The following is a 19,584-nucleotide window of genomic DNA, read 5'->3' as shown; positions in this document are numbered from 1 at the left end:
TGGTATTATCCTTCGCTTGGTGCAGGCAAAATCTTTTTCTTTGAACAACAGCGAAGGAAAGAGGGTTCCTGAGCAGGGTTCAATCGGAGAATGTGTTCGCACAAAAAAAATGGTCCATAAAACCTTGCCCCGGGAATTATACGGTGTTTCGATTAAGGCGATCAGCGTGCCTGTGATCGAAGATGGCCAATTTGTTGGCGTTATGGCAACAGCGACCAGCCTGGTGGCCCAGGAAACGCTGTCTGAGTCAGCCCAAGTGATCGCCTCCACGTCAGAGCAGATCTCCGCCAGTTCCCAGGAGGTCGCCTCTACCGCCGGCATGTTGGCGACAAAACTGTCGGAACTGCAAAACACCGGGTACCAGGTCATCGCAGAAGTAAAGAAGACCGATGATATCCTGCGCTTTGTCAGCGATGTGGCCACCAACTCCAACCTGCTCGGCCTGAATGCGGCCATTGAAGCGGCCCGCGCTGGGGAAAACGGCCGCGGCTTCGCTGTCGTCGCTGAAGAAATCCGCAAGATGGCCGAAAACAGCGGCAAAGCCGTCAAGGATATCAGCGCCATCTTGAAAACGATCCAACAGAAAGTCACCGGTGTCGTCCAGGTGCTCGGCGAAACCGCCGCCCTAGGTGAACGACAAGCGGCCGCCACAGAGGAGATCTCGGCGTCGATGGAACAACTCTCCGCCTCAGCGGAAAAAGTGCAGACCATCGCTGAGATTATCTAGCCCCACCTAGCCGCTCATGTTGGTTGATCTCCCTTCTTGCCTCCCGAAAGAATCCGCTCAATGGCGCTGTGCTGATTCTCTTTCAGATCATAGATAAAGGGGCTCATCACTTTTTCACCGCCTTGTTCCAGCACCAATACCTTCGGATGGTAGGCATCTTTCTCGTCGATCTGCACAATGTATCCCTTAAACCCGTTGCTCAATTCGACAGTACCCTGAGGGATCTCCACTTGACGATGGTCAAAGAATCTCATATGATAAGAGTAGTTCGATTCCAACACAACCATTTCCATGTTGAATCACGAACAATTTATTTTCGTCTCGTCGATGAGACCTTTTCGATGGTCTGCCCTATGCAGCACAATCGAAAGGTCTTTTTTATTTCCCTCCTGTTCACTTTCTTTTTTCCTATTGTTTTTGGGTCACACGCCAACAGGCGTTATCCGCTTCCAGTGACACAGTGATTTTAGACGGAGGTGCTGTTCCATGATTATTTCCAAACAAAAGCCGGTCATCTTGACATGCCGGGCCTGCCGGGAGCGCTTTGAACTCAGTGTCAAAGGAACGGTCCACAACGAGGCCCTGCCGCACACAGTCCCGCTCGATGTGGTCTATATCGGTTCCACCCACCGCGTTGCCGATGAGAGCCACGCGATGGCAGAGATCGTGTGCGCCTGCCCGAACTGCAGCGCTAAGAATAAGTTTGAAGCGTGGATTCCGAGGTACCTTCGCTTATAGGGATGAATTAAAAAAGAAAAGCTCTTGGTCGAAAACAAGTCGACCAAGAGCTTTTTCGTGTACATGATGGATCTAGATATTGATTAGCCGCCCAAATAGGCTTTCTTCACCTCTTCACTCTCCGCCAGTTCCTTCGCCGGACCGGAGAGAACGATCTTGCCGGTCTCGATGACATAGGCCTTGTGGGCGATGGAGAGAGCCATGTGGGCGTTCTGCTCAACCAGCAGGATCGTCGTGCCGGTCTTGTTGATCTCCTTGATGATGGCGAAGATCTCCTGGACGAGGAGCGGCGCCAAGCCCATGGAGGGTTCGTCGAGGAGCAACAGTTTGGGCCGGGACATGAGGGCGCGGCCCATGGCCAGCATCTGCTGCTCACCACCCGAGAGGGTTCCGGCGAGCTGGCTTGTCCGCTCTTTCAAACGCGGGAAGCGCGTGAAGATCTTTTCCATGTCTTCTTTGATGCCGTCCTTGTCCTTGCGGAGGAAGGCGCCCAGCTCCAGGTTCTCCAGGACGGACATGTTGGCGAAGATGCGCCGGCCTTCCGGGACCTGGGACATGCCCATGGCAACGATCTTCTGGGCGGCCTTGCCGGCGATGTCCTGACCCTGAAAGAGGATCTCGCCCGACTTGGGCTTCAGCAGGCCCGATAGGCTGTGCAGGGTTGTCGTCTTGCCGGCGCCATTGGCGCCGATGAGGGTGACGATCTCGCCCTGCTCAACCTCCAGGGAGATGCCTTTGAGGGCGTGGATGGCCCCGTAGTATACGTGCAGGTCTTTAACCGTGAGCATGGGACACATCCTCTCCGAGATATGCTTCGATGACTTTCGGGTTCGACTTGATCTGTTCCGGTGTGCCCTCGGCGATGATTTGGCCGTAGTCGAGGACGTAGATGCGTTCGCAGATGCCCATGACCAGAGACATATCGTGCTCAATGAGCAGGATCGTCAGGTCAAAGGCCTCGCGTACCCAGCGGATCATCTCCATCAGTTCGGCCGTCTCCTGGGGGTTCATGCCGGCGGCAGGCTCGTCGAGGAGCAGCAGTTGCGGCTGAGCAGCCAGGGCGCGGGCGATCTCGAGACGGCGCTGTTCACCGTAGGGGAGGTTTTTCGCCAGTTCGTGCTTTTTGTGGCCCAGCTTGAAGATCTCCAGCAGATCCTCGGCCTTCTTGTCCATCTCCGCTTCCCCCTGAAAATAGGAAGGCAAGCGCAGGACGGCGCTTAACATGTTGTAGCTGCGGTGCTGGTGATAGGCGATTTTGACGTTGTCCAGGACGGACAGGTTGGAGAAGAGGCGGATGTTCTGGAAAGTCCGGGCGATCCCCTTCTGATTGATCTGGAAGGGTTTCAAGCCGACGATCGTCTCCCGGCGCAGGGCGATGTCGCCTTCCGTCGGTTTGTAGACGCCGGTGAGCAGGTTGAAGAGCGTCGTCTTACCAGCGCCGTTCGGACCGATGAGGCCGACCAGTTCGCCGATCTTCAGCTCCATGTTGACGTCGGAGACGGCTTTCAAACCGCCGAAGGTTTTGCTCAGGTGATTAACCGACAGCAGTATCATTGCCGGCCCCCCTTCCTTTGCCGGTCAGCCGCTCATAAAGGCGGCGCATGCCGGCGAAGCTGAATTCGGCTGTGCCCATCAGGCCCTGGGGACGAACGAGCATGACGACGACGAGCAGCAGCGAGTAGATGACCATGCGCAGTTCGGCATACTCCTGCAAAAAGGCGGACAGGATGGTCAGGCCGATGGCGGAGATGACCGAGCCGGTCAGGGAGCCGAGGCCGCCAAGAACAACGAAGACGAGGATGTCGAAGGACTTCATGAAGCCGAAGGTGGTCGGCTGGATGGTGTAAAAATAGTGGGCGTGCAACGAACCGGCGATGCCGGCGAAAAAGGCGCCCATGGTGAAGGCGATGACCTTGTAGCGGGTGATGTCGATGCCCATCGTCTCGGCGGCGATCTCATTCTCGCGAATGGCGATGCAGGCCCGGCCATGGGTGGAGGTCATGAAGTTCTTGATGATCAGAACCGTTGCCACGGTGAGGAAAAAAAGCCAGTCCCAGGTGGTGTACTGGGAGATGCCGTTCAATCCGGCGGCGCCGCCCACATACTCGATATTCAGGATGATGACGCGGATGATTTCTCCGAAACCGAGGGTGGCGATGGCCAGGTAGTCGCCCTTCAGGCGGAGCGTCGGCATGCCGACGAGGATGCCGGCGAGGGCTGCCGCCAGAGCGCCCACGAGAATCCCGACGGGAAAGGGATAGCCGAGCTTCATCGTCATGATGGCCGAACCGTAGGCGCCCATGGCCATGAATCCGGCGTGGCCGATGGAGAACTGGCCTGTCATGCCGTTGATGATGTTCAACGAGGTGGCCAGGATGATGTTGATGCAGATCAGGAAAAGGTTCAGTTTATAGTAGTCGTCAACGAAACCCTCTTCCAAGCCGAAGCGGATCAGCCCGTAAAAGAGGAGCAACACGGCGGCGACCAGCAGGTTGGGGACGCTTACGAGTTTTTTCACGCCGGTCACCTACACTTTCTCCCGCACGTTGCTGCCGAACAGCCCCGACGGTTTGACGATGAGGATGATGATCAACAGGGCAAAGGCCACAGCGTCGCGATAGAGCGACTGGCCGTATCCGCTGACAAGGGCTTCAATAACGCCGAGGGAGAGACCGCCCACAAAGGCGCCGGGAATGACGCCGATGCCGCCGACGACAGCGGCCACAAAGGCTTTCAAGCCGGGCATGATGCCCATGTAGGGGTTGATGGCGTTATAGTAAATCCCCACCAGTACGCCCGCTGCCGCGGCCAGCGAAGACCCGATGGCAAAGGTGGCGGAGATGGTGTTGTCGACGTTAATGCCCATCAGCATGGCCGCTTGGGTGTCATGGGAAACGGCCCGCATCGCTTTGCCCGTTTTAGTGTAGTGGACGATGTACTGGAGCAGCAGCATCAGCAGCACCGTGACCACCATGATGACGATCTGCCGGTTGGTGATGACGACGGTGCCATTGAAGAAGTGATACTGCACCTCTTGAAAGACGTTAGGGAACGTGCGGATTTTCGCGCCAACGGCCAATACGCCTCCGTTTTCCAGGAAGAAGGAGACGCCGATGGCGGTGATCAGAACAGCGATTTTCGGCGCGCTGCGCAGGGGTTTATAGGCCAAGCGTTCGATGACGACCCCCAGGATCGCGCAAACAACCATCGAAATGATGAGCGACGGAAGGAATCCCCATCCCTGGGTCGTCGCAAAAAACCCTACATACGCTCCGACCATGTACACATCACCGTGGGCGAAGTTGATCAGTCGGATGATGCCATACACCATCGTGTATCCTAGCGCAATGAGAGCATAAATGCTTCCCAGGGAGAGGCCGTTGATTAACTGCTGAATAAATACTTCCACGTTGTCAGCCCCTCCTTTGTCAGAATGGAAGGGGGGATCGGTCCCCCCTTCCTATGAATAGAGCGGTTACTTCGGAGCCACTTTGTCCTTGAAGGTCTGCTTGCCGTCTTTCATCTCGATGATGGCGGCCGCTTTGATCGGGTTGTGCTGCTCGTCATAGCTGATCTTGCCGGTGACCGTTTGCAGGTCCTTGGTGGATACCAGGGCCTCTTTGATCTTGACGGGGTTCGGTTCGCCGGCGCGCTTCAGCGCGTCCACCATGATCAGAGCGCCGTCATAGCCGAGAACAGCCATCGAGTCAGGCACTTCGCCGTACAGTTCTTTGTACTTCTTGACGAAGTCGACAACCAGGGGATCGGTGTCTTCGGAAGAGTAGTGGTTCGAGAAGAAGGTGTTGTTCAGCGCCGCCGCGGTGGCGATTTCGGTCAGTTTCGGCGAATCCCATCCGTCGCCGCCCATGATCGGCATGTTCATGCCCAGTTCACGGGCTTGTTTGACGATTTTACCCACTTCTTCATAGTAGCCGGGGACATAGATGACGTCGGGGTTCTTGCCGCGGATCTTCGTCAGCGTCGCTTTGAAGTCCTGGTCGCCCGTCACATAGCCTTCGTCGGCAACGATTTCGCCGCCGCCTTTGACGAGGGATTCCTTAAAGAACTGAGCCAGGCCCTTGGAGTAGGGCGCTTGGTTGTCGGTCAGCACGGCAGCCGTCTTCAACTTCAGGTTGTTCAAGGTGAAGTTGGCCATGACCGTTCCCTGGAAGGGGTCGATGAAGCAGGCCCGGAAGATGAAGTCGTTCGTCTTCTTCGAGTTTTCGTCGACCGTCACCTTCGGGTTGGTGGCCGACGTGGAGAGAACGGGGACTTTCTTATCCATGGCCAGTTGGACCATGCCGAGGGTGTCGCCAGAGGTGGTGCAGCCCAGGATGGCGACAGCCTTTTCCGAGTTGATCAGCTTGGTCGCCACGTTCGTCGATTCAGTGGCCTCGGACTTGTTGTCCAGTGCGACGAATTTGATCTTTTTGCCGTTGATGCCGCCTTCGGCATTCACCTTGTCAAAGACCATCTTCGCGCCATTGACGGCGGCTTTGCCGAAGGTGGCTTGTCCACCGGACAGTTCGAAGTTGCCGCCGATTACAAACTCATTGGCGGCCGGCGCATTGGCGGCCGTTTCTTTGCTCCCTCCGCCGGAACAGGCGGTCAGCAGGCTGGCTGTTACAACGAGGGACACAGCCGCCACTAAACTTTTTTTCCACTGCACGAACGTGACCTCCCCTTTCATTTTCCTACGCAAGCATATGTCCGGAAAAATATGTCCTCAGGAACCGCTCACCGGTATGTCTCTCCCGTCACCTCCTCATCTCCGGCGTAGGTCCGCATCGGCGAAAGACTCCCTTAGGGTGATGAAGATAACAATCGCTGGACATAAAAACAAGGTCGGCGCAAACTTCCGTCGTCATTGGGACGGCGAACGTCATTGTCCGACCCCGTCGTAGGGTGTTCAGGAAATCCTCTTTCGCCTGACCGGTCTCATCGATGAAACCTCGGCTGACCATTATACCTATGACAATTGTACTTCTGCGTACATTTCCCTGTCAATTGCGAAAAAGGCCCCGGAAGAGACGAATCGCTTCCGGGGATTCCCTTCTCCCCGGGGGCTCTGGCGAATCAGGGTTTACTGGGCTTTCAGCTTGGAATTGACCGTTTGGACGCCGTCTTTCAGTTCGACGATAACGATGTCTTTCACAGGGTCATGGTTTTCGTTGAGGGTAAACTTGCCGGTGATGGCCGCGAAGTCCTTCGTGGACGCCAGGGCTTCTTTGATCTTCTGCGGTTCCGCGCTGCCGGCGCGTTGGATGGCGTCGACGATCAGGCGGGCGCCGTCGTAGGACAGGGCGGCGAGGGCGTCAGGCACTTGGCCGTATTTTTCTTTGAAGGCTTTTACGAAGGATTGGACCGCCGGATCGGGATCTTCGGGGGTGTAGTGGTTGGTGAAGAAGCAGTTGTTCAGGTTTTCCTTGCCAGCCACTTCAGCCAGTTTCGGCGAATCCCAGCCGTCGCTGCCGACAAAGGTGGCCGTGATGCCGAGGCCGCGAGCCTGCTTGACGATCTTGCCGACGGCTTCATAGTAGGCCGGCAGGTAGATCACGTCGGGGTTTTTGCCTTTCACCTTGGTCAGGATGGCCAGGTAGTCGTTGTCGTTCTTGTCGAAAGCCTCTTCGGAAAGAATCGTTCCGCCGCCGGCGGTGAAGGTCTCTTTGAAGAACTTGCCGAGGCCTTTGGAGTATTCATCGGCTTGGCTGACGAGGACAACAGCGTTTTTGGCGCCTTTTTTCAGGGAGAATTCGGCTGCCGCCTTACCCTGGAAGGAATCCAGGAAGCAGGTCCGGAAGACGTAATCATGGACCTTGTTGGTTTTCGGATCGACGGTGACATCGGGGTTGGTCGCCGTCGGTGTGATCACGGGCACCTTCTTGTCGTCAGCAAAGGTGACGACGCTCAGGGTGTTGCCGGAGGTGACGGGGCCGATGACGGCGGACACCTTGTCCTGGGTCACCAGGCGGGTGACGACGCTCAGCGATTCGGCTTTGTCCGACTTGTTGTCATACTTGATAACCTTGATCTTCTTGCCATTGATGCCGCCCTTGGCGTTGACCTCATCGAAATAGAGCATGGCGGCGTTGTATGACGAGGTCCCGTATGTAGCAACGTCCCCCGATAACTCGAAGTTCGCCCCGATCAGAATCTCGTCCGACGCTCCCGGCGCTTGGGCCGATTTGGACTGCCCCGAGCAACCGGCCAGCAAGGCCAGGCTGAGCACGACGCCCAGGCCTTTCAGCCATTTGCTTTTACCCATTTTTCTCCTCCTTCAGCTGCCAATCTTTAAGCAATTGGCGATCTTAGCACTAATTATAGGGTTCGACTTTCTGTCCGTCAATAAAAAACAATGTCCGAGCCACAAGAACAATTTTACTTTTTTTCGATATAATTCGCCGTAAAAGGGAGGAATCGCAGGATAAACGATTTGGCCATCCAATTCACCACCATTGGCCCTTTTTTCAATCGTTCCTCACAGAGAATGTTGCTGCCGCGAGTGTCTACAAAAACAGAAAAACGAAAGAAGCCCCTTATGCACAGGAAGTCTCCTTCCGGCTTAATCAGGACTTCTTCGATGTGGCTCTTTTGCCGTTTTCCCCGTGGTTACACTTTTGACAGGTCCAACAGGCTCCCTGACGGCATATCCGGTAGTTTGGGCTCAAACAGGGCGGCCTCTCTCTCGACGGTCGTCAGCGGCACGCTGATCGGCGCCGGATCCGGTTCTGGACCGTCAAAATCGCTTCCCTCTCGCCGGCTGGGCAGTTCGATCACCTGAGAGGCGATGGTGGGCGACTCTTGTTTGACCGCCTCGCTGCGATACTCCTCCAACAGTTCCCCGATCCCTTTGAACAGGGCCTTCTCGCCATAGACATACCGCATCATGCTGGGGACTTCGGTTTTGATCGTGGTGATGGTGATCTCCTTCCCTTTTTCTTCCAGGGATCGCAGTTGTTCGAAGACGGTATGGCGGATCTCCTCATCCGTCGTGCCCCAGCGGATGCGAGGCGCCTTGGCCTTTTCCTCCGTTTTTTCCTTCTTGCGTCCGCGCGGTCGTCTTCCCGCGTTGCCTTCGCCGCTCGCCGCCCCTGGCGCGACCAGATTGGGCGCGCTTTCCGACAGATCGGCCAGGATGCCCTGACCGGGAATCTGAGGGATGTCGGGCGTAGCCGGCATCAACTCCAACCGTTCGCGGATGGTCTGCAGTTCCGAACGAACCGGTTCGAGGGCCTTTTGCATCATCGTTTCGGCCAATGTGAAGGCGGCTTCCAGCGCCTGGCGGTAACGGCGATATTCATCATCCAGTGTCTGCAATGCCTTTTCCCTGGTCGCCACATCATATGAGGAACCTGTCATCACAACTCACCCTCCATCAACGCAAGGCGCTTTATTCCTAAGGAGTTTCCTCTTGTTGTCGCCTTGAGTTTGCGCGTATTTTGGAAATAGTATATGCCTCTTTGAAATATTCAATACATAATGCAATCCGAAAAAGGTCAAAAGACCCCGGGAAAAATGTCCCGAGGTCGAAAATTCCACTTATTCCCTCTCCTTGTTCCTTGCATGTCCCCTTCCCTGATTTCATCTGCGCTTTATGACGGACATCATCAGGCAAAGAACCCCCGTGTCAGGTTATTGCCGTCTATGATCCTTGGGTTCAGCCGATGCTGACCTGCATATTGCGCAGCCATAGGTCCACTTGGGCCAGATAGGCGAAAAGTTGCGGCAGGCCCATCAGTTGACCGAACCAGGGCAGGTCGGTCGTCTCCGCGTCGGCCGCCGTCAGGGCGCGCACCCGCTCCTCGTCAATGAGCGACAACAGGGGCGAGTCGGGATCGTCAAGGATCGACACCAACCAATGACGAACGGCCGTCGTGTAGGCAGGGTTGTGGGTTTTCGGGTAGGGGCTCTTTTTGCGCCAAAGGACGTCTTCTGGCAGGATGCCCCGCAAGGCGCGACGCAGGATGCCCTTTTCACGTCCTTCACAGGTTTTCATCGCCCAAGGGATGTTCCAGACATACTCGACAATGCGGTGGTCGCAGAAGGGAACGCGCACCTCCAAGCCATGGGCCATGCTCATGCGGTCTTTGCGGTCCAACAAGGTCGTCATGAACCAGGTGATATTCAGATAGAACATCTCGCGCCGGCGCGCCTCTTCGGCGTCTTCTCCCGGCAGGCGCGGAACCTCGGCCAGCGTTTCTTCGTACCGCCGCGCCACATAGGTTTCCGGTTGAATGTATTCACGGATCGCCGGCGCCAGCAGGCTGGCCCGTTCGGCGATGCGGCGAGCCCACGGGAAGACGCCGGCGTTCAGCAGTTCGGGCCGGTGGAACCAGGGATAGCCGCCGAAGACCTCATCGGCGCACTCGCCCGATAAGGCGACGGTGGCGCCTTTTTTGATCTCCCGGCAGAAGAGATAGAGGGACGATTCCACGTCGACCATGCCGGGCAGGTCGCGCGCCCACAGGGCCGGCTTGAGGGCGTCGACCAGTTCAGGCGTATCGACGATCACCTCATGGTGGATGGTGCCGAGGTGCTGCGATACCCGTTGAATCCAGGGGGCGTCGGCGTTGGGCTGAAAAAGGCTCGGTTTAAAATAGATGTCGTTGTCCCGGTAATCGATGGAATAGGTGTCCAGGGGACCCAGGCCGTCCCGCTCGTAGACATGGGCGGCCACAGCCGTCAAGGTGCTCGAATCGAGCCCGCCCGATAAGAGGGTGCAAACGGGAACATCAGAGACGAGTTGCCGCTCGATGGCGTCGAGGAGCAGTTCCCGCACCCGTTCTGTCGTCTCTTCCAGGCTGTCCTCGTGAGGCCGGCTTTGCAAGGTCCAGTAGGGGTTGACCTGCATCGACGTCTCATCAATGGTCAGGGCGTAGCCGGGTCTGACCTCCTGGATCCCTTTAAACACACCGTGGCCGGGCGTGCGGGCCGGACCGATGGCAAAAACCTCGGCGAGCCCTTCGGCGTCCAACTCGGGGCGAATGCCGGGATGGACCAGCAGGGCTTTGATCTCGGAGGCGAACAAAAAAGCGCTGCCTCGCCGCGCGTAGAAGAGGGGCTTGACGCCCATGCGGTCCCTGGCCAGGAACAGGCGGCCTTTTACCTCATCCCAAACGCCAAAGGCGTAGATGCCGTTAAATTTCTGAACACAGTCGTCACCCCATTCGATATAGGCGAGGAGCACCGCCTCTGTATCGCAACGGGTGCGGAAGCGATGGCCCCGCGCCTCCAACTCCCGCCGCAGCTCCGGCGTGTTGTACAACTCCCCGTTATAGGTCAGCACATAGCGACGTCCGCCCACTTCCCGGATCATGGGCTGGACGCCGCCGGTCAAGTCGACGACGCTCAGCCGGCGATGACCGATGAGCGCCTGCGGCGAGATCCACGTTCCTGAGGCGTCAGGGCCGCGATGGGTCAGCGTCTCTACCATCGCGGCCAGGATAGGTCCCTGCTGGGAGAGATCGGCCTCCCAGTCGATCCATCCGACAATCCCACACATGGCTGTCACCCTGCTTTCCGATACTGACTTTCATTTTCATTTATGCTCGGTGCAGTCTATGTTGTGCCCTTGCCGGCGGTTCCCCGCCGTGGCCTTGCCATATTATGCAGCAGGCAGGTTTTTGCGCCTGTCCGGCGACGGTTGCCTGTCGATGTCCCTATCCTATTAAAAAGCCTCGCCTAGTCCTCGCTGTTGTCAGGCATAAAATACCGGGCTTTTTGAGGAGTCCGCGCGGCAACGAAGGGAACAGCCGCGCAGGGTTTTGGCGCTGCAGGTCGAATTAATGACGAAATGCAAAAAAGAAAGGAACTGCCCAATGAACAGAATCGCTGAACCGCCGCGCCGGTTGCTGATGGGAAATGAAGCGATCGCCTGGGGCGCCATCGAGGCCGGCGTCCGTGTGGTCGCTGCCTATCCCGGCACACCGTCGACGGAAGTGACAGAAAAAATCCTGCACCATGCAGGTGAATATGGCATTTACGCCGAGTGGTCCGTCAATGAGAAGGTGGCTTTGGAAACGGCCATCGCCGCATCCTGGACGGGCGCCCGGGCCATGGCCTGCATGAAACAGGTCGGTCTCAATGTGGCCTCCGATCCCTTGATGACTCTGGCCTATCTGGGCGTGAAGGGCGGCCTCGTCCTGATCGTCGCCGACGATCCGGGACCCCACAGTTCCCAGACAGAACAGGATACGCGCCTTTTCGCCCGCTTCGCCAAGCTTCCTGTCCTCGATCCGGCCACGCCGGAGGAAGCTCGGGAGATGGTGAAGGCGGCTTTTCAATTGTCCGAGGATCTGCAGGTTCCCGTCATCGTCCGGCCCACCACGCGGACAGCCCATGTCTGCCAGGATGTGGCTTTTGCCCCGCCGCCCAAGCCGGCTCTCCCTCTCCCGCCGGTCCGCTTTGAGCGCGATCCCGGTTGGGTGATCCTCCCTGCCCTGTCGGCCAAACGCCATCGCCGCCTCAATGCGATCCAGGAGGAGATGCGCCGCTGGTTTTTGCGACATCGCCTAAACGGGATCGCCACACCCTGCGGCGAAGAGGCGACGATGTCTCCCGCGCCTCCGTCCCTTTGTGACGAAGCCACCGAACGCATGGGGAATTCCGGGGATCTTGCTAGAGCCACTGCCGATCTCGCCATCGTCGCTGGCGGCGTAGCTTACAACTATGTCCGAGAAGGCCTTGACATCCTTGGCGTCTCCATCCCCGTCTACAAGGTAGGCGCCCCCGTCCCCCTGCCTGCCGCGCCCATCGTCGATTTTCTGCGCGACAAGACAGCGGTGCTGATCGTGGAGGAACAGGAACCGGTCATCGAAGAACAGTTGACTATCGAGGCGTACCGCACCGGCCTTTCTCTCTCGATCATCGGGAAGCACTCGGGCCACCTCCCCCGAGAGGGTGAGTTCAACACCGATCTCCTGCTGCCCCTCTTGCGCCGCTTTGTCTCCGACTCGATCCATTGCCATGGGGTTCCCCTTGGTAAGGGCGCGCCGGCCACCTCCGCCGATCGCGTCACCGCAAAAGCGCAGGCGACGCCGGTGACTCCGGAGACCTCTGCGACCACGGAGACTGTCGCTTCCGGCGCGGAAATGGCGGTACCGCCGGCGCCGCCGCTGCGCACCCCCATCCTCTGCGCCGGCTGTCCCCACCGCAACAGCTTTTACGCCTTCATCCAGGCAGCCCGCAGCCGCGACGCCCTCTTCACCGGCGACATCGGCTGCTACACCTTGGGCGCCATGCCGCCGCTGGGGGCGGCGGACACCATCGTCTGCATGGGCGCCTCGGTGGCCATGGCGGCCGGTTTTTCTCAGATCGAACCGGACCGGCCCCATATCGCCTTTTTGGGCGATTCGACCTTCTTCCACTCCGGCATCCCGCCACTGGTCAACGCTGTCTACCAGCAAGCCCGCATGACGCTGGTCGTGCTGGACAACCGGACGACCGCCATGACCGGCCACCAGCCTCACCCCGGCCTCGGCCGCAAAGGCACGGGCGAAGTCGCGCCGACCATCGACATCGCCGCTGTCGCCCGCGGCTGTGGCGTCGAATGGGTGCGCACCGTCGACCCCTATGACATCGCCGCCACCGTCGCCGCCGCGAAGGAAGCCCTGGACTATCCCGGCGTCTCTGTCCTCATCGCCCGGCGCGACTGCGTCAATCTCGTGCGCCGGTCCACACCGCACCGGATCGACCCTGATGCCTGCCGTCGTTGCGGCATCTGCCTGCGCAAATTCGGCTGCCCCGCCCTGTACGAGGTGAAGTCGCTCGCTCACGGCGAGGGACAAGGCGGCAAAACCACCGTCGCCATCGCCCGGGAAAAGTGTTTCGGTTGCGGCGGCTGCGCCCAGGTCTGTCCTTGGAAGGCCATTTCGCCGGAGGTGGAGTCATGAAAACCTTTAACCTGATCATCGCCGGCGTCGGCGGCCAAGGCGGCGTCCTGGCGTCGCGCGTCTTCGCCGAAGCCGCCCTGGCGGCTGGATACAAGGTCCGCACTTCGGAGACCATCGGCATGGCCCAACGGGAAGGATCTGTCATCAGCCATGTCCGTGTCGGTGAACGGCTCTGGGGCGCTCTGATCCCTGACGGCGCCGCCGATGTCCTCGTCAGCCTGGAACTGGCTGAGAGCCTCAAAGGCTGGCCAAAGCTCGCTCCTCATGGCCGGGCTGTCATCAACGGCCGCCCCATCATTCCCCCGGCCGCCTCCCTCGGTCTGACCCGTTACGATGAGGCGGCGATCGTCGACTTTTTGCAGCAACAGGGACAGCGCGTTCACCTCATCGATGCCACCGCCGCCGCCTTGGAGATTGGCAACGCCAAGACGACCAACATGGTCATGCTCGGCGTCCTTTCAACGCTGCCCGGCCTTCCTGTCACCGCCGAGATGCTCTGGCAAGCGGCGGAAAACCTCCTGCCCTCCCGCCTGCGCGACATCAACCGCCTGGCCTTCCAAGCGGGACGCCGCCTGGGGTCTTGTGCGGAAACAGCGCCTTTGGTATCCTAAAAAGCAAGCACCATGGTTGCATTGTAGGATCATTCAGGAAACGGTCATGGAGCCGAGCCGAGATGACCCGAGTGGACTTGGAGCGTAGCTGAAGCGCGGAGAGACCTGAGCGCTCGCCAGAAGCCAGTAGAGCATGAGAGGAGAAGAGAAACATGACCTCAACAGCCGTCGCCTGTGAGCGGGCGGAGATTCGCCGTCCCATCGATTTTGAGGCCATTGCCGAAAGCCAGTTTCCCCAACTGGCTCAATCGTTGCGCCGCGCCTACCAGGGCAGTTCCTTTTACCGGGAGCGTTTTGATGCGGCAGGGATCGCGCCGGAGGACATCTGTTCGGTAGAAGATCTGGCCCGCCTGCCTTTTACGACGAAGCAGGATCTTCGACAAGCCTATCCGTTGGGCTTGATGGCGGTCGATGAGGAAGAGGTTGTCCGCATCCACTCCTCGTCGGGCACGACAGGCAAACCGGTCATCGTGCCCTACACCCAAAAGGATGTGGACGACTGGGCCATCATGATGGCTCGCTGCTTGGAAACAGTCGGCGTCGGTCGCCGCGACCGCGTGCAGGTCACGCCCGGTTACGGCTTGTGGACGGCCGGCATCGGCTTTCAGGCCGGTGTCGAGCGGCTGGGCGCCATGACGATCCCGACAGGCCCCGGCAACACGAACAAGCAATTGGAAATGATGACGGACCTGAAGACCTCCGTGCTGATCGGCACCTCCTCCTACGGCCTGTTGCTGGCGGAGGAAGCAGAGCGCCGGGGGATCGTCGACGCGATCCAACTGCGTCTGGGCGTCTTTGGCTCCGAGCGGTGGGGCGACAAGCTGCGCCGGCGCATCGAGGAGATCCTGGGCATCGAAACCTTTGACATCTACGGCCTGACAGAGATTTATGGACCGGGCATCGCCATCGACTGCCCCTGCCACGAAGGGCTGCACTACTGGTCTGACTACCTCATCTTTGAGGTCATCGACCCGGAAACGGGCCATGTCCTCCCGCCGGGACAGGAAGGCGAACTGGTGATCACCACCATCGCCAAGGAAGGCATGCCCCTCATCCGCTACCGCACCCGGGACATCACCACCATTGAGACGCACGCCTGCTCCTGTGGCAGCCCCTTCCCCATGATCCGCCGCGTGCTGGGGCGGACCGACGACATGATCAAGATCAAAGGGGTCAACATCTACCCCGGCCAGATCGACCATGTCCTCAAACACACACCGGGCGTTTCGAGCGAATACCAGATCGTCCTGGATCGGATCGACAACAAGGATCACATCCGCATCCGCGTCGAGTTGTCAAATGGCCACCGGCCGGAAGAAGTGGCCCAAGCCTGCCGCAAAAACATCAAGTCGGTCATCGGCATCATCGCCGATGTGGAGGTGCTTCCTCACGGCGGACTGCCGCGCAGTGAGAAAAAGACGAAGCGTGTCTTCGACAACCGCTACGATTATTTGGACGGTGCGCCATCTTGATGAAAGAAGGCGGGGAGTTATCCCCGCCTTCTTTCATCATTACAGGCGCCGCTCTCCGGCATGGAATCACCTGTTTCAGCCGGGTTACATGATCAGACACTGGAGATAGCGAAGAAACGGGATGCAGCAAAACAAAGGGAAGGCGAATCGGCCCAGCGGAAGAATGAGTACCTACCGCTGGGCCGATTTTTTTCGCCCTTCATCCCCCCGAGCCCAAGCGAGCCCGTGTCGTTCCCATCGAGCCGCCAGATACCCAGCGCTGTTCCAGCCAAGCCACCGCCTGGTACAAGACCGCCGCCACGACCGCCAGGATCACGATGCTGGCGATGACGAGGGTCAACTGAAAGACCTGGCCGCCGTAGATGATCAGGTAGCCCAGGCCCGCTTTGGATACGAGAAACTCGCCGACGATGACGCCGACCAGCGTAAGGCCGATATTGACCTTCAGGGCAGCCACAATGGTCGGCGCCGACGCCGGCAGGATCACCTTGCGCAGGATATCCCACCGGCTCCCGCCAAAGACGCGGATCAGCTTGATGTATCCCTCGGGCGTCTCAGTGAAACCTGCGTAAATGACCGTGATGGTGGTGATCACGGAAATCGTCAGCGCCATCGTCAGGATGGCGCCGACGCCGTTGCCCATCCAGACGATAAAGATTGGTCCGAGAGCGATCTTCGGGGTGCTGTTCAGCACGACCAAAAAGGGATCGACCAGCCGGGCCAGCGCCGGGAACCACCAGAGCAGGATGGCGGCGCCAAGGCCAAGGATTGTGCCCAGCAGAAAACCGGCGATCGTTTCGCCGACGGTGACCGCCACATGCTGCCACAGCGCTCCCTCTTCAGCCAGTTTCAGCAACAGCGCCGCAATCTGGCTGGGCTTGCTGACCAGGAAGGGGTCGATGACGCGCTGATTGGCCAACACCTCCCAGGCGACAAGGGCGCCGATCAAAAGCCCCCCTTGGATCAGGCCGATTCGCCATTTTTCCCTGCGGAGGCGCTGTAGGTATTCCTGGCGCGGAATCGTCGACACGGCTCATCCCCCCTTCTCCCGCTCCCGGTCGACATAAACTTTCAGTTCATCCCACAGGGTGTCGACGTACTCATGAAACCCCGCCGCCTTGCGGGCCTGCCAGGGACCGGGCCGCTCCGGGCCAAAATCGATGGGCAACTCCCGCTGAATCCGGGCCGGCCGGGACGATAGGACGATCACGCGGTCGCTCATAGCCACCGCCTCGACCACATCATGGGTGACCAGGATGATCGTCCGCTTGGAAGCGCGCAGCGCCCGCCAGACCTCTTCCTGGATCGCCGTCCGCGTCTGGTAGTCAAGAGCGGAAAAGGGTTCGTCAAGCAAAAAGATTTCCGGTTCGACGGCCAATGTGCGCACCAGGGCGACCCGTTGCCGCATGCCGCCAGAGAGTTCTCGGGGATGATGCTGCAAAAAATGGCCCAACCCGTAGGTCTCCAGCAACCGATCGACCCGCTTCTCCTGCTCCTGATGACCTTCTCCCAACAGTTCCAACCCCAGCCGGGCATTGTCCCGCACAGTCCGCCACGGGAGCAGAAAATCCTGCTGAAGCATATAGCCCACCCGGGCGCTGTGCAGGCCAGCCGCTTTTCCGCCAACAAAAACTTCCCCTGACGTGGGCGCGAAGAGCCCGGCGATCAACGACAGGATGGTGCTCTTCCCACAGCCGCTCGGGCCGACGATGGCCACAAAGTCTCCCGCTGCAATATCCAGATCAACCCCGGCCAGGGCCGGAATTTCCCCCTTGGGCGTCTGATAGGTCACCGAAACATCCCTCAGTCGGACCGCCGGTTCTGTGTCCACATGAGGCTGCTCCTTGCCCGCTCCTTCCGCACGCCCTTGCTCTCCTTCTACACCGGTTTGCTTTTCCTCAACCTTCATCGTCTCATCCCCTTGAAAAAACGCCGCCCACTCAACGAAGAGTGCGCGGCAAATCCCTTTCTCATTGGGGCCGAAGGGTCCCCCGCAGAACCTCTTCAGCGATGTCCCGGCGGATCAGGCGCTCCTCAGGGATTCGCTGCTTCAGTTCTCCCGCCGATTCGATGATCGACTGGAGATAATCCAATCCGCCCAGTTGCATCTGCGGATCGACGGCCCAGCTTTCCTGCCTGTGGTACCGTTCGACCGCTTTTCGGACAACCGCGCGGTCACTCCCCTGGAAGGATGGCAGGATCACGTCGGTGATCTCGTCAATGCTGTGGGACGCCGTCCATTGCTGGGCTCGATAGAGAGCCTTCGTGAAGGCGATGACAGCCGCCCGGTTTTTGTTGATGTAGTCATCGGAAGCCATAAAGACGGTGTAGGGGATTTTGCCCGATTCCACACCCAGGGAAGCGACGACCTGACCGGCGCCAGCCTGTTCCAACTCGGACACAGTCGGTTCAAAGAGGGCCACATAGTCGCCGGTTCCCGCTTGGAAGGCGCCGGCGGTCGCGGTGAACTGGATGTTCTGAATGATCTTGACGTCTTCGAACGGTTGCAGTCCCTTTTCATTCAGAACCCGCTCCAGCACCATCTCCGGCACGCCGCCTTTGCGGGCGCCGATGATCGTCTTGCCTTTCAGCCCATCCCAGGAAAAGTTCTGTCCCGGGCGTCCTACCAGAAAGGAACCATCGCGCTGGGTCAGTTGGGCGAAGCAGAGGATCTTTTTGTCCAATCCCTGTTGCAGCGTGTAGATGATCGTTTCCGGCCCAATCAGGGCAATGTCCGCCTGTTCGGCCACGAGCGCCGTCATCGCCTTGTCGCCACCCCAAGCGGTGCTCATCTCGATTTTCAGCTTCTCCTCCTCGAAGTAGCCGAGGTTGAGCGCCACATAGAGGGGCGTGTAAAAGACGGAGTGAACCACTTCACTGAGACGGATGGCTGTGGGATTGGCATCACCGGTCTTGCGCGAGTTCGCCGACTGGGAGGCGCAACCGGCCAGGGCAAGGCTAATCGCCAAAAAGATGACCGCCATCCTGCCAAGCACGGTCGCCCGAAGATTCGCCGCCAGACTCGACGGCAGATCCCTCGGCATTCTCGACGACAGATCCTTCCGCATCCTCGCCGGCAGCGCCCCCAGTCCCAAGAAAAGCGTTCTGACTGTCTCCATCAGATGCAGCGGCTTCATCGGATACCTCCTTTTTGGTTACTATGTTTATTCGAGAATCCGACTCTTGCTCCAGCAATTTCCTTTCGCAAGTGAAAATTCTTATCCCTCATGTTTACGCGTCTACGGAAAGGGCCATGCTGCAAAAAGATGAAAAATAGGGCAAAAAAAAATAACCGCCTCAGGGAGAAGCGGTTGTGGTCAATGCAAGCGTCGGGATCCCGTCATGGGAATGGGAGGCAGCGATCACACCTCCGGCTGTGTCTCCATTCCATTCCAGAAGTAATCGAGCAGATCGAGCACATCCTCTTTGCCATGACCCGTTTCGGCGGAAAAAACGATGATCGGGATCTCCTTGGGAACGCCCAGATCCTGCCGGATCTGCTTGACCTGTTTGGCGTACTGACCCCGGTTGATCTTATCAGCCTTGGTGGCGATGACAGCGGCGCCGATCTTGAAGTGGTTCAGCCATTCGCGCATGGCGATGTCGTCTTTGGAAGGCGGGTGGCGGATGTCGATCAGTTGGATGACGCCGCGGAGTTGGGGCCGTTTTCTCAGGTAGTGCTCCATCATCGATCCCCAACTGGCCCGCTGCGTTTTCGAGACGCTGGCATAACCGTAGCCTGGCAGGTCGACGATATAGGCGGCCTGATTGATCCGGTAAAAGTTAAGCGTCTGCGTCTTCCCCGGTGTCGACGAGGTGCGGGCCAGATGACGACGGTTGCAAAGTTTGTTGATCAAGGAAGACTTGCCCACATTGGAACGGCCGACCAGGGCCACCTCGGGGAAGTTATCTTCCGGGTACTGTTCCCCTTTGACAGCGCTGATCACAAATTCCGCCTCTTTGATTTTCAGCCAAGCCTCTGTCGGGCCTGCGTCGGCCACTTTGCCGCTGCCGGCGCCTGGCGGCGCGATCGCAGGGGCCGGCGGAACAGGCATCGGGTCAACGGTAGCCGAGTCGGGGGCGATGGCATTTGTCAGTCCCGTCGTCGCTGTGCTGTTTGCAAGGGATTCTTTATCGCTCATATT

At 58.8% G+C, this 19,584-nt stretch carries 18 protein-coding genes; 5 read left to right on the top strand and 13 right to left on the bottom strand.

Annotated features, from left to right (window positions below; genetic code table 11):
• Positions 1–166 precede the first annotated feature (166 nt).
• Positions 167–727 carry a methyl-accepting chemotaxis protein gene (locus tag GTO89_RS17245; protein ID WP_328793839.1) on the top strand — a complete coding sequence of 187 codons (561 nt, stop codon included), beginning with the start codon at positions 167–169 and terminating at the stop codon, positions 725–727.
• A 14-nt stretch (positions 728–741) separates the two neighbouring features.
• Here GTO89_RS17245 and GTO89_RS01100 read toward each other — a convergent pair whose 3' ends face one another.
• Positions 742–930 (bottom strand): hypothetical protein, encoded by a 189-nt coding sequence (locus GTO89_RS01100; RefSeq protein WP_161260207.1) that lies wholly within the window; start codon positions 928–930, stop codon positions 742–744.
• Between the two features lie 283 nt (positions 931–1,213).
• Here GTO89_RS01100 and GTO89_RS01095 point away from each other — a divergent pair, with 283 nt between their 5' ends.
• Positions 1,214–1,465: a hypothetical protein gene (locus GTO89_RS01095; protein WP_161260206.1), complete on the top strand. Its 252-nt coding sequence runs from the start codon at positions 1,214–1,216 to the stop codon at positions 1,463–1,465.
• Positions 1,466–1,548: 83 nt separating this feature from the next.
• Here the strand turns inward: GTO89_RS01095 and GTO89_RS01090 are convergent, their stop codons facing one another.
• The 8 genes from GTO89_RS01090 to asnB all read right to left on the bottom strand — a co-directional run bounded on the left by GTO89_RS01090 (position 1,549) and on the right by asnB (position 10,967).
• Entirely contained in the window at positions 1,549–2,253 is a 705-nt protein-coding gene (locus tag GTO89_RS01090; protein ID WP_161260205.1) for an ABC transporter ATP-binding protein, read from the bottom strand.
• Complete coding sequence (locus tag GTO89_RS01085; protein ID WP_161260204.1) at positions 2,240–3,019, bottom strand: ABC transporter ATP-binding protein; 780 nt, start codon at positions 3,017–3,019, stop codon at positions 2,240–2,242. The genes GTO89_RS01090 and GTO89_RS01085 overlap by 14 nt, the downstream gene beginning before the upstream one ends.
• Positions 3,000–3,983, bottom strand: coding sequence for a branched-chain amino acid ABC transporter permease (locus tag GTO89_RS01080; protein WP_407929481.1), 984 nt, complete (start codon positions 3,981–3,983; stop codon positions 3,000–3,002). Before GTO89_RS01080 ends, GTO89_RS01085 begins: the two co-directional genes overlap by 20 nt.
• A 9-nt stretch (positions 3,984–3,992) precedes the next feature.
• Complete coding sequence (locus GTO89_RS01075) at positions 3,993–4,874, bottom strand: branched-chain amino acid ABC transporter permease (RefSeq protein ID WP_161260202.1); 882 nt, start codon at positions 4,872–4,874, stop codon at positions 3,993–3,995.
• A 66-nt stretch (positions 4,875–4,940) separates the two neighbouring features.
• Positions 4,941–6,134, bottom strand: coding sequence for an ABC transporter substrate-binding protein (locus GTO89_RS01070; protein ID WP_328793838.1), 1,194 nt, complete (start codon positions 6,132–6,134; stop codon positions 4,941–4,943).
• Between the two features lie 414 nt (positions 6,135–6,548).
• Positions 6,549–7,730 (bottom strand): ABC transporter substrate-binding protein, encoded by a 1,182-nt coding sequence (locus GTO89_RS01065; protein ID WP_161260200.1) that lies wholly within the window; start codon positions 7,728–7,730, stop codon positions 6,549–6,551.
• A 344-nt stretch (positions 7,731–8,074) separates the two neighbouring features.
• On the bottom strand, positions 8,075–8,824 hold the full coding sequence (locus GTO89_RS01060; protein ID WP_161260199.1) for a hypothetical protein: 750 nt from the start codon (positions 8,822–8,824) through the stop codon (positions 8,075–8,077).
• Between the two features lie 298 nt (positions 8,825–9,122).
• Positions 9,123–10,967: an asparagine synthase (glutamine-hydrolyzing) gene (asnB, locus tag GTO89_RS01055; RefSeq protein WP_161260198.1), complete on the bottom strand. Its 1,845-nt coding sequence runs from the start codon at positions 10,965–10,967 to the stop codon at positions 9,123–9,125.
• Between the two features lie 316 nt (positions 10,968–11,283).
• Between asnB and GTO89_RS01050 the strand changes: the two genes are divergently transcribed.
• The 3 genes from GTO89_RS01050 to GTO89_RS01040 all read left to right on the top strand — a co-directional run bounded on the left by GTO89_RS01050 (position 11,284) and on the right by GTO89_RS01040 (position 15,439).
• A complete protein-coding gene (locus tag GTO89_RS01050; RefSeq protein ID WP_161260197.1) occupies positions 11,284–13,356 on the top strand; it encodes a thiamine pyrophosphate-dependent enzyme in 2,073 nt (690 codons plus the stop codon).
• Positions 13,353–13,967, top strand: a complete 615-nt coding sequence (locus GTO89_RS01045; protein ID WP_161260196.1) for an indolepyruvate oxidoreductase subunit beta — start codon at positions 13,353–13,355, stop codon at positions 13,965–13,967. The genes GTO89_RS01050 and GTO89_RS01045 overlap by 4 nt, the downstream gene beginning before the upstream one ends.
• Positions 13,968–14,119: 152 nt before the next feature.
• A complete protein-coding gene (locus GTO89_RS01040) occupies positions 14,120–15,439 on the top strand; it encodes a phenylacetate--CoA ligase family protein (RefSeq protein WP_161260195.1) in 1,320 nt (439 codons plus the stop codon).
• 199 nt (positions 15,440–15,638) lie between these two features.
• On the opposite strand, the gene GTO89_RS01035 is transcribed toward GTO89_RS01040, so the two are convergent.
• From GTO89_RS01035 to yihA, 4 genes are all read right to left on the bottom strand, one after another.
• Entirely contained in the window at positions 15,639–16,469 is an 831-nt protein-coding gene (locus GTO89_RS01035; protein ID WP_161260194.1) for an ABC transporter permease, read from the bottom strand.
• 3 nt (positions 16,470–16,472) lie between these two features.
• On the bottom strand, positions 16,473–17,348 hold the full coding sequence (locus GTO89_RS01030) for an ABC transporter ATP-binding protein (protein ID WP_161260193.1): 876 nt from the start codon (positions 17,346–17,348) through the stop codon (positions 16,473–16,475).
• Between the two features lie 61 nt (positions 17,349–17,409).
• Positions 17,410–18,576, bottom strand: coding sequence for an ABC transporter substrate-binding protein (locus GTO89_RS01025; RefSeq protein ID WP_235920154.1), 1,167 nt, complete (start codon positions 18,574–18,576; stop codon positions 17,410–17,412).
• A gap of 225 nt (positions 18,577–18,801) precedes the next feature.
• Complete coding sequence (gene yihA, locus GTO89_RS01020) at positions 18,802–19,410, bottom strand: ribosome biogenesis GTP-binding protein YihA/YsxC (protein ID WP_161260392.1); 609 nt, start codon at positions 19,408–19,410, stop codon at positions 18,802–18,804.
• Positions 19,411–19,584: the final 174 nt, after the last annotated feature.

It is taken from the genome of Heliomicrobium gestii (genome assembly GCF_009877435.1).
Lineage (GTDB): Bacteria > Bacillota > Desulfitobacteriia > Heliobacteriales > Heliobacteriaceae > Heliomicrobium > Heliomicrobium gestii.
Note: the sequence above shows the minus strand (reverse complement) of the source record. Positions and strands in the feature narration are given on the sequence as shown.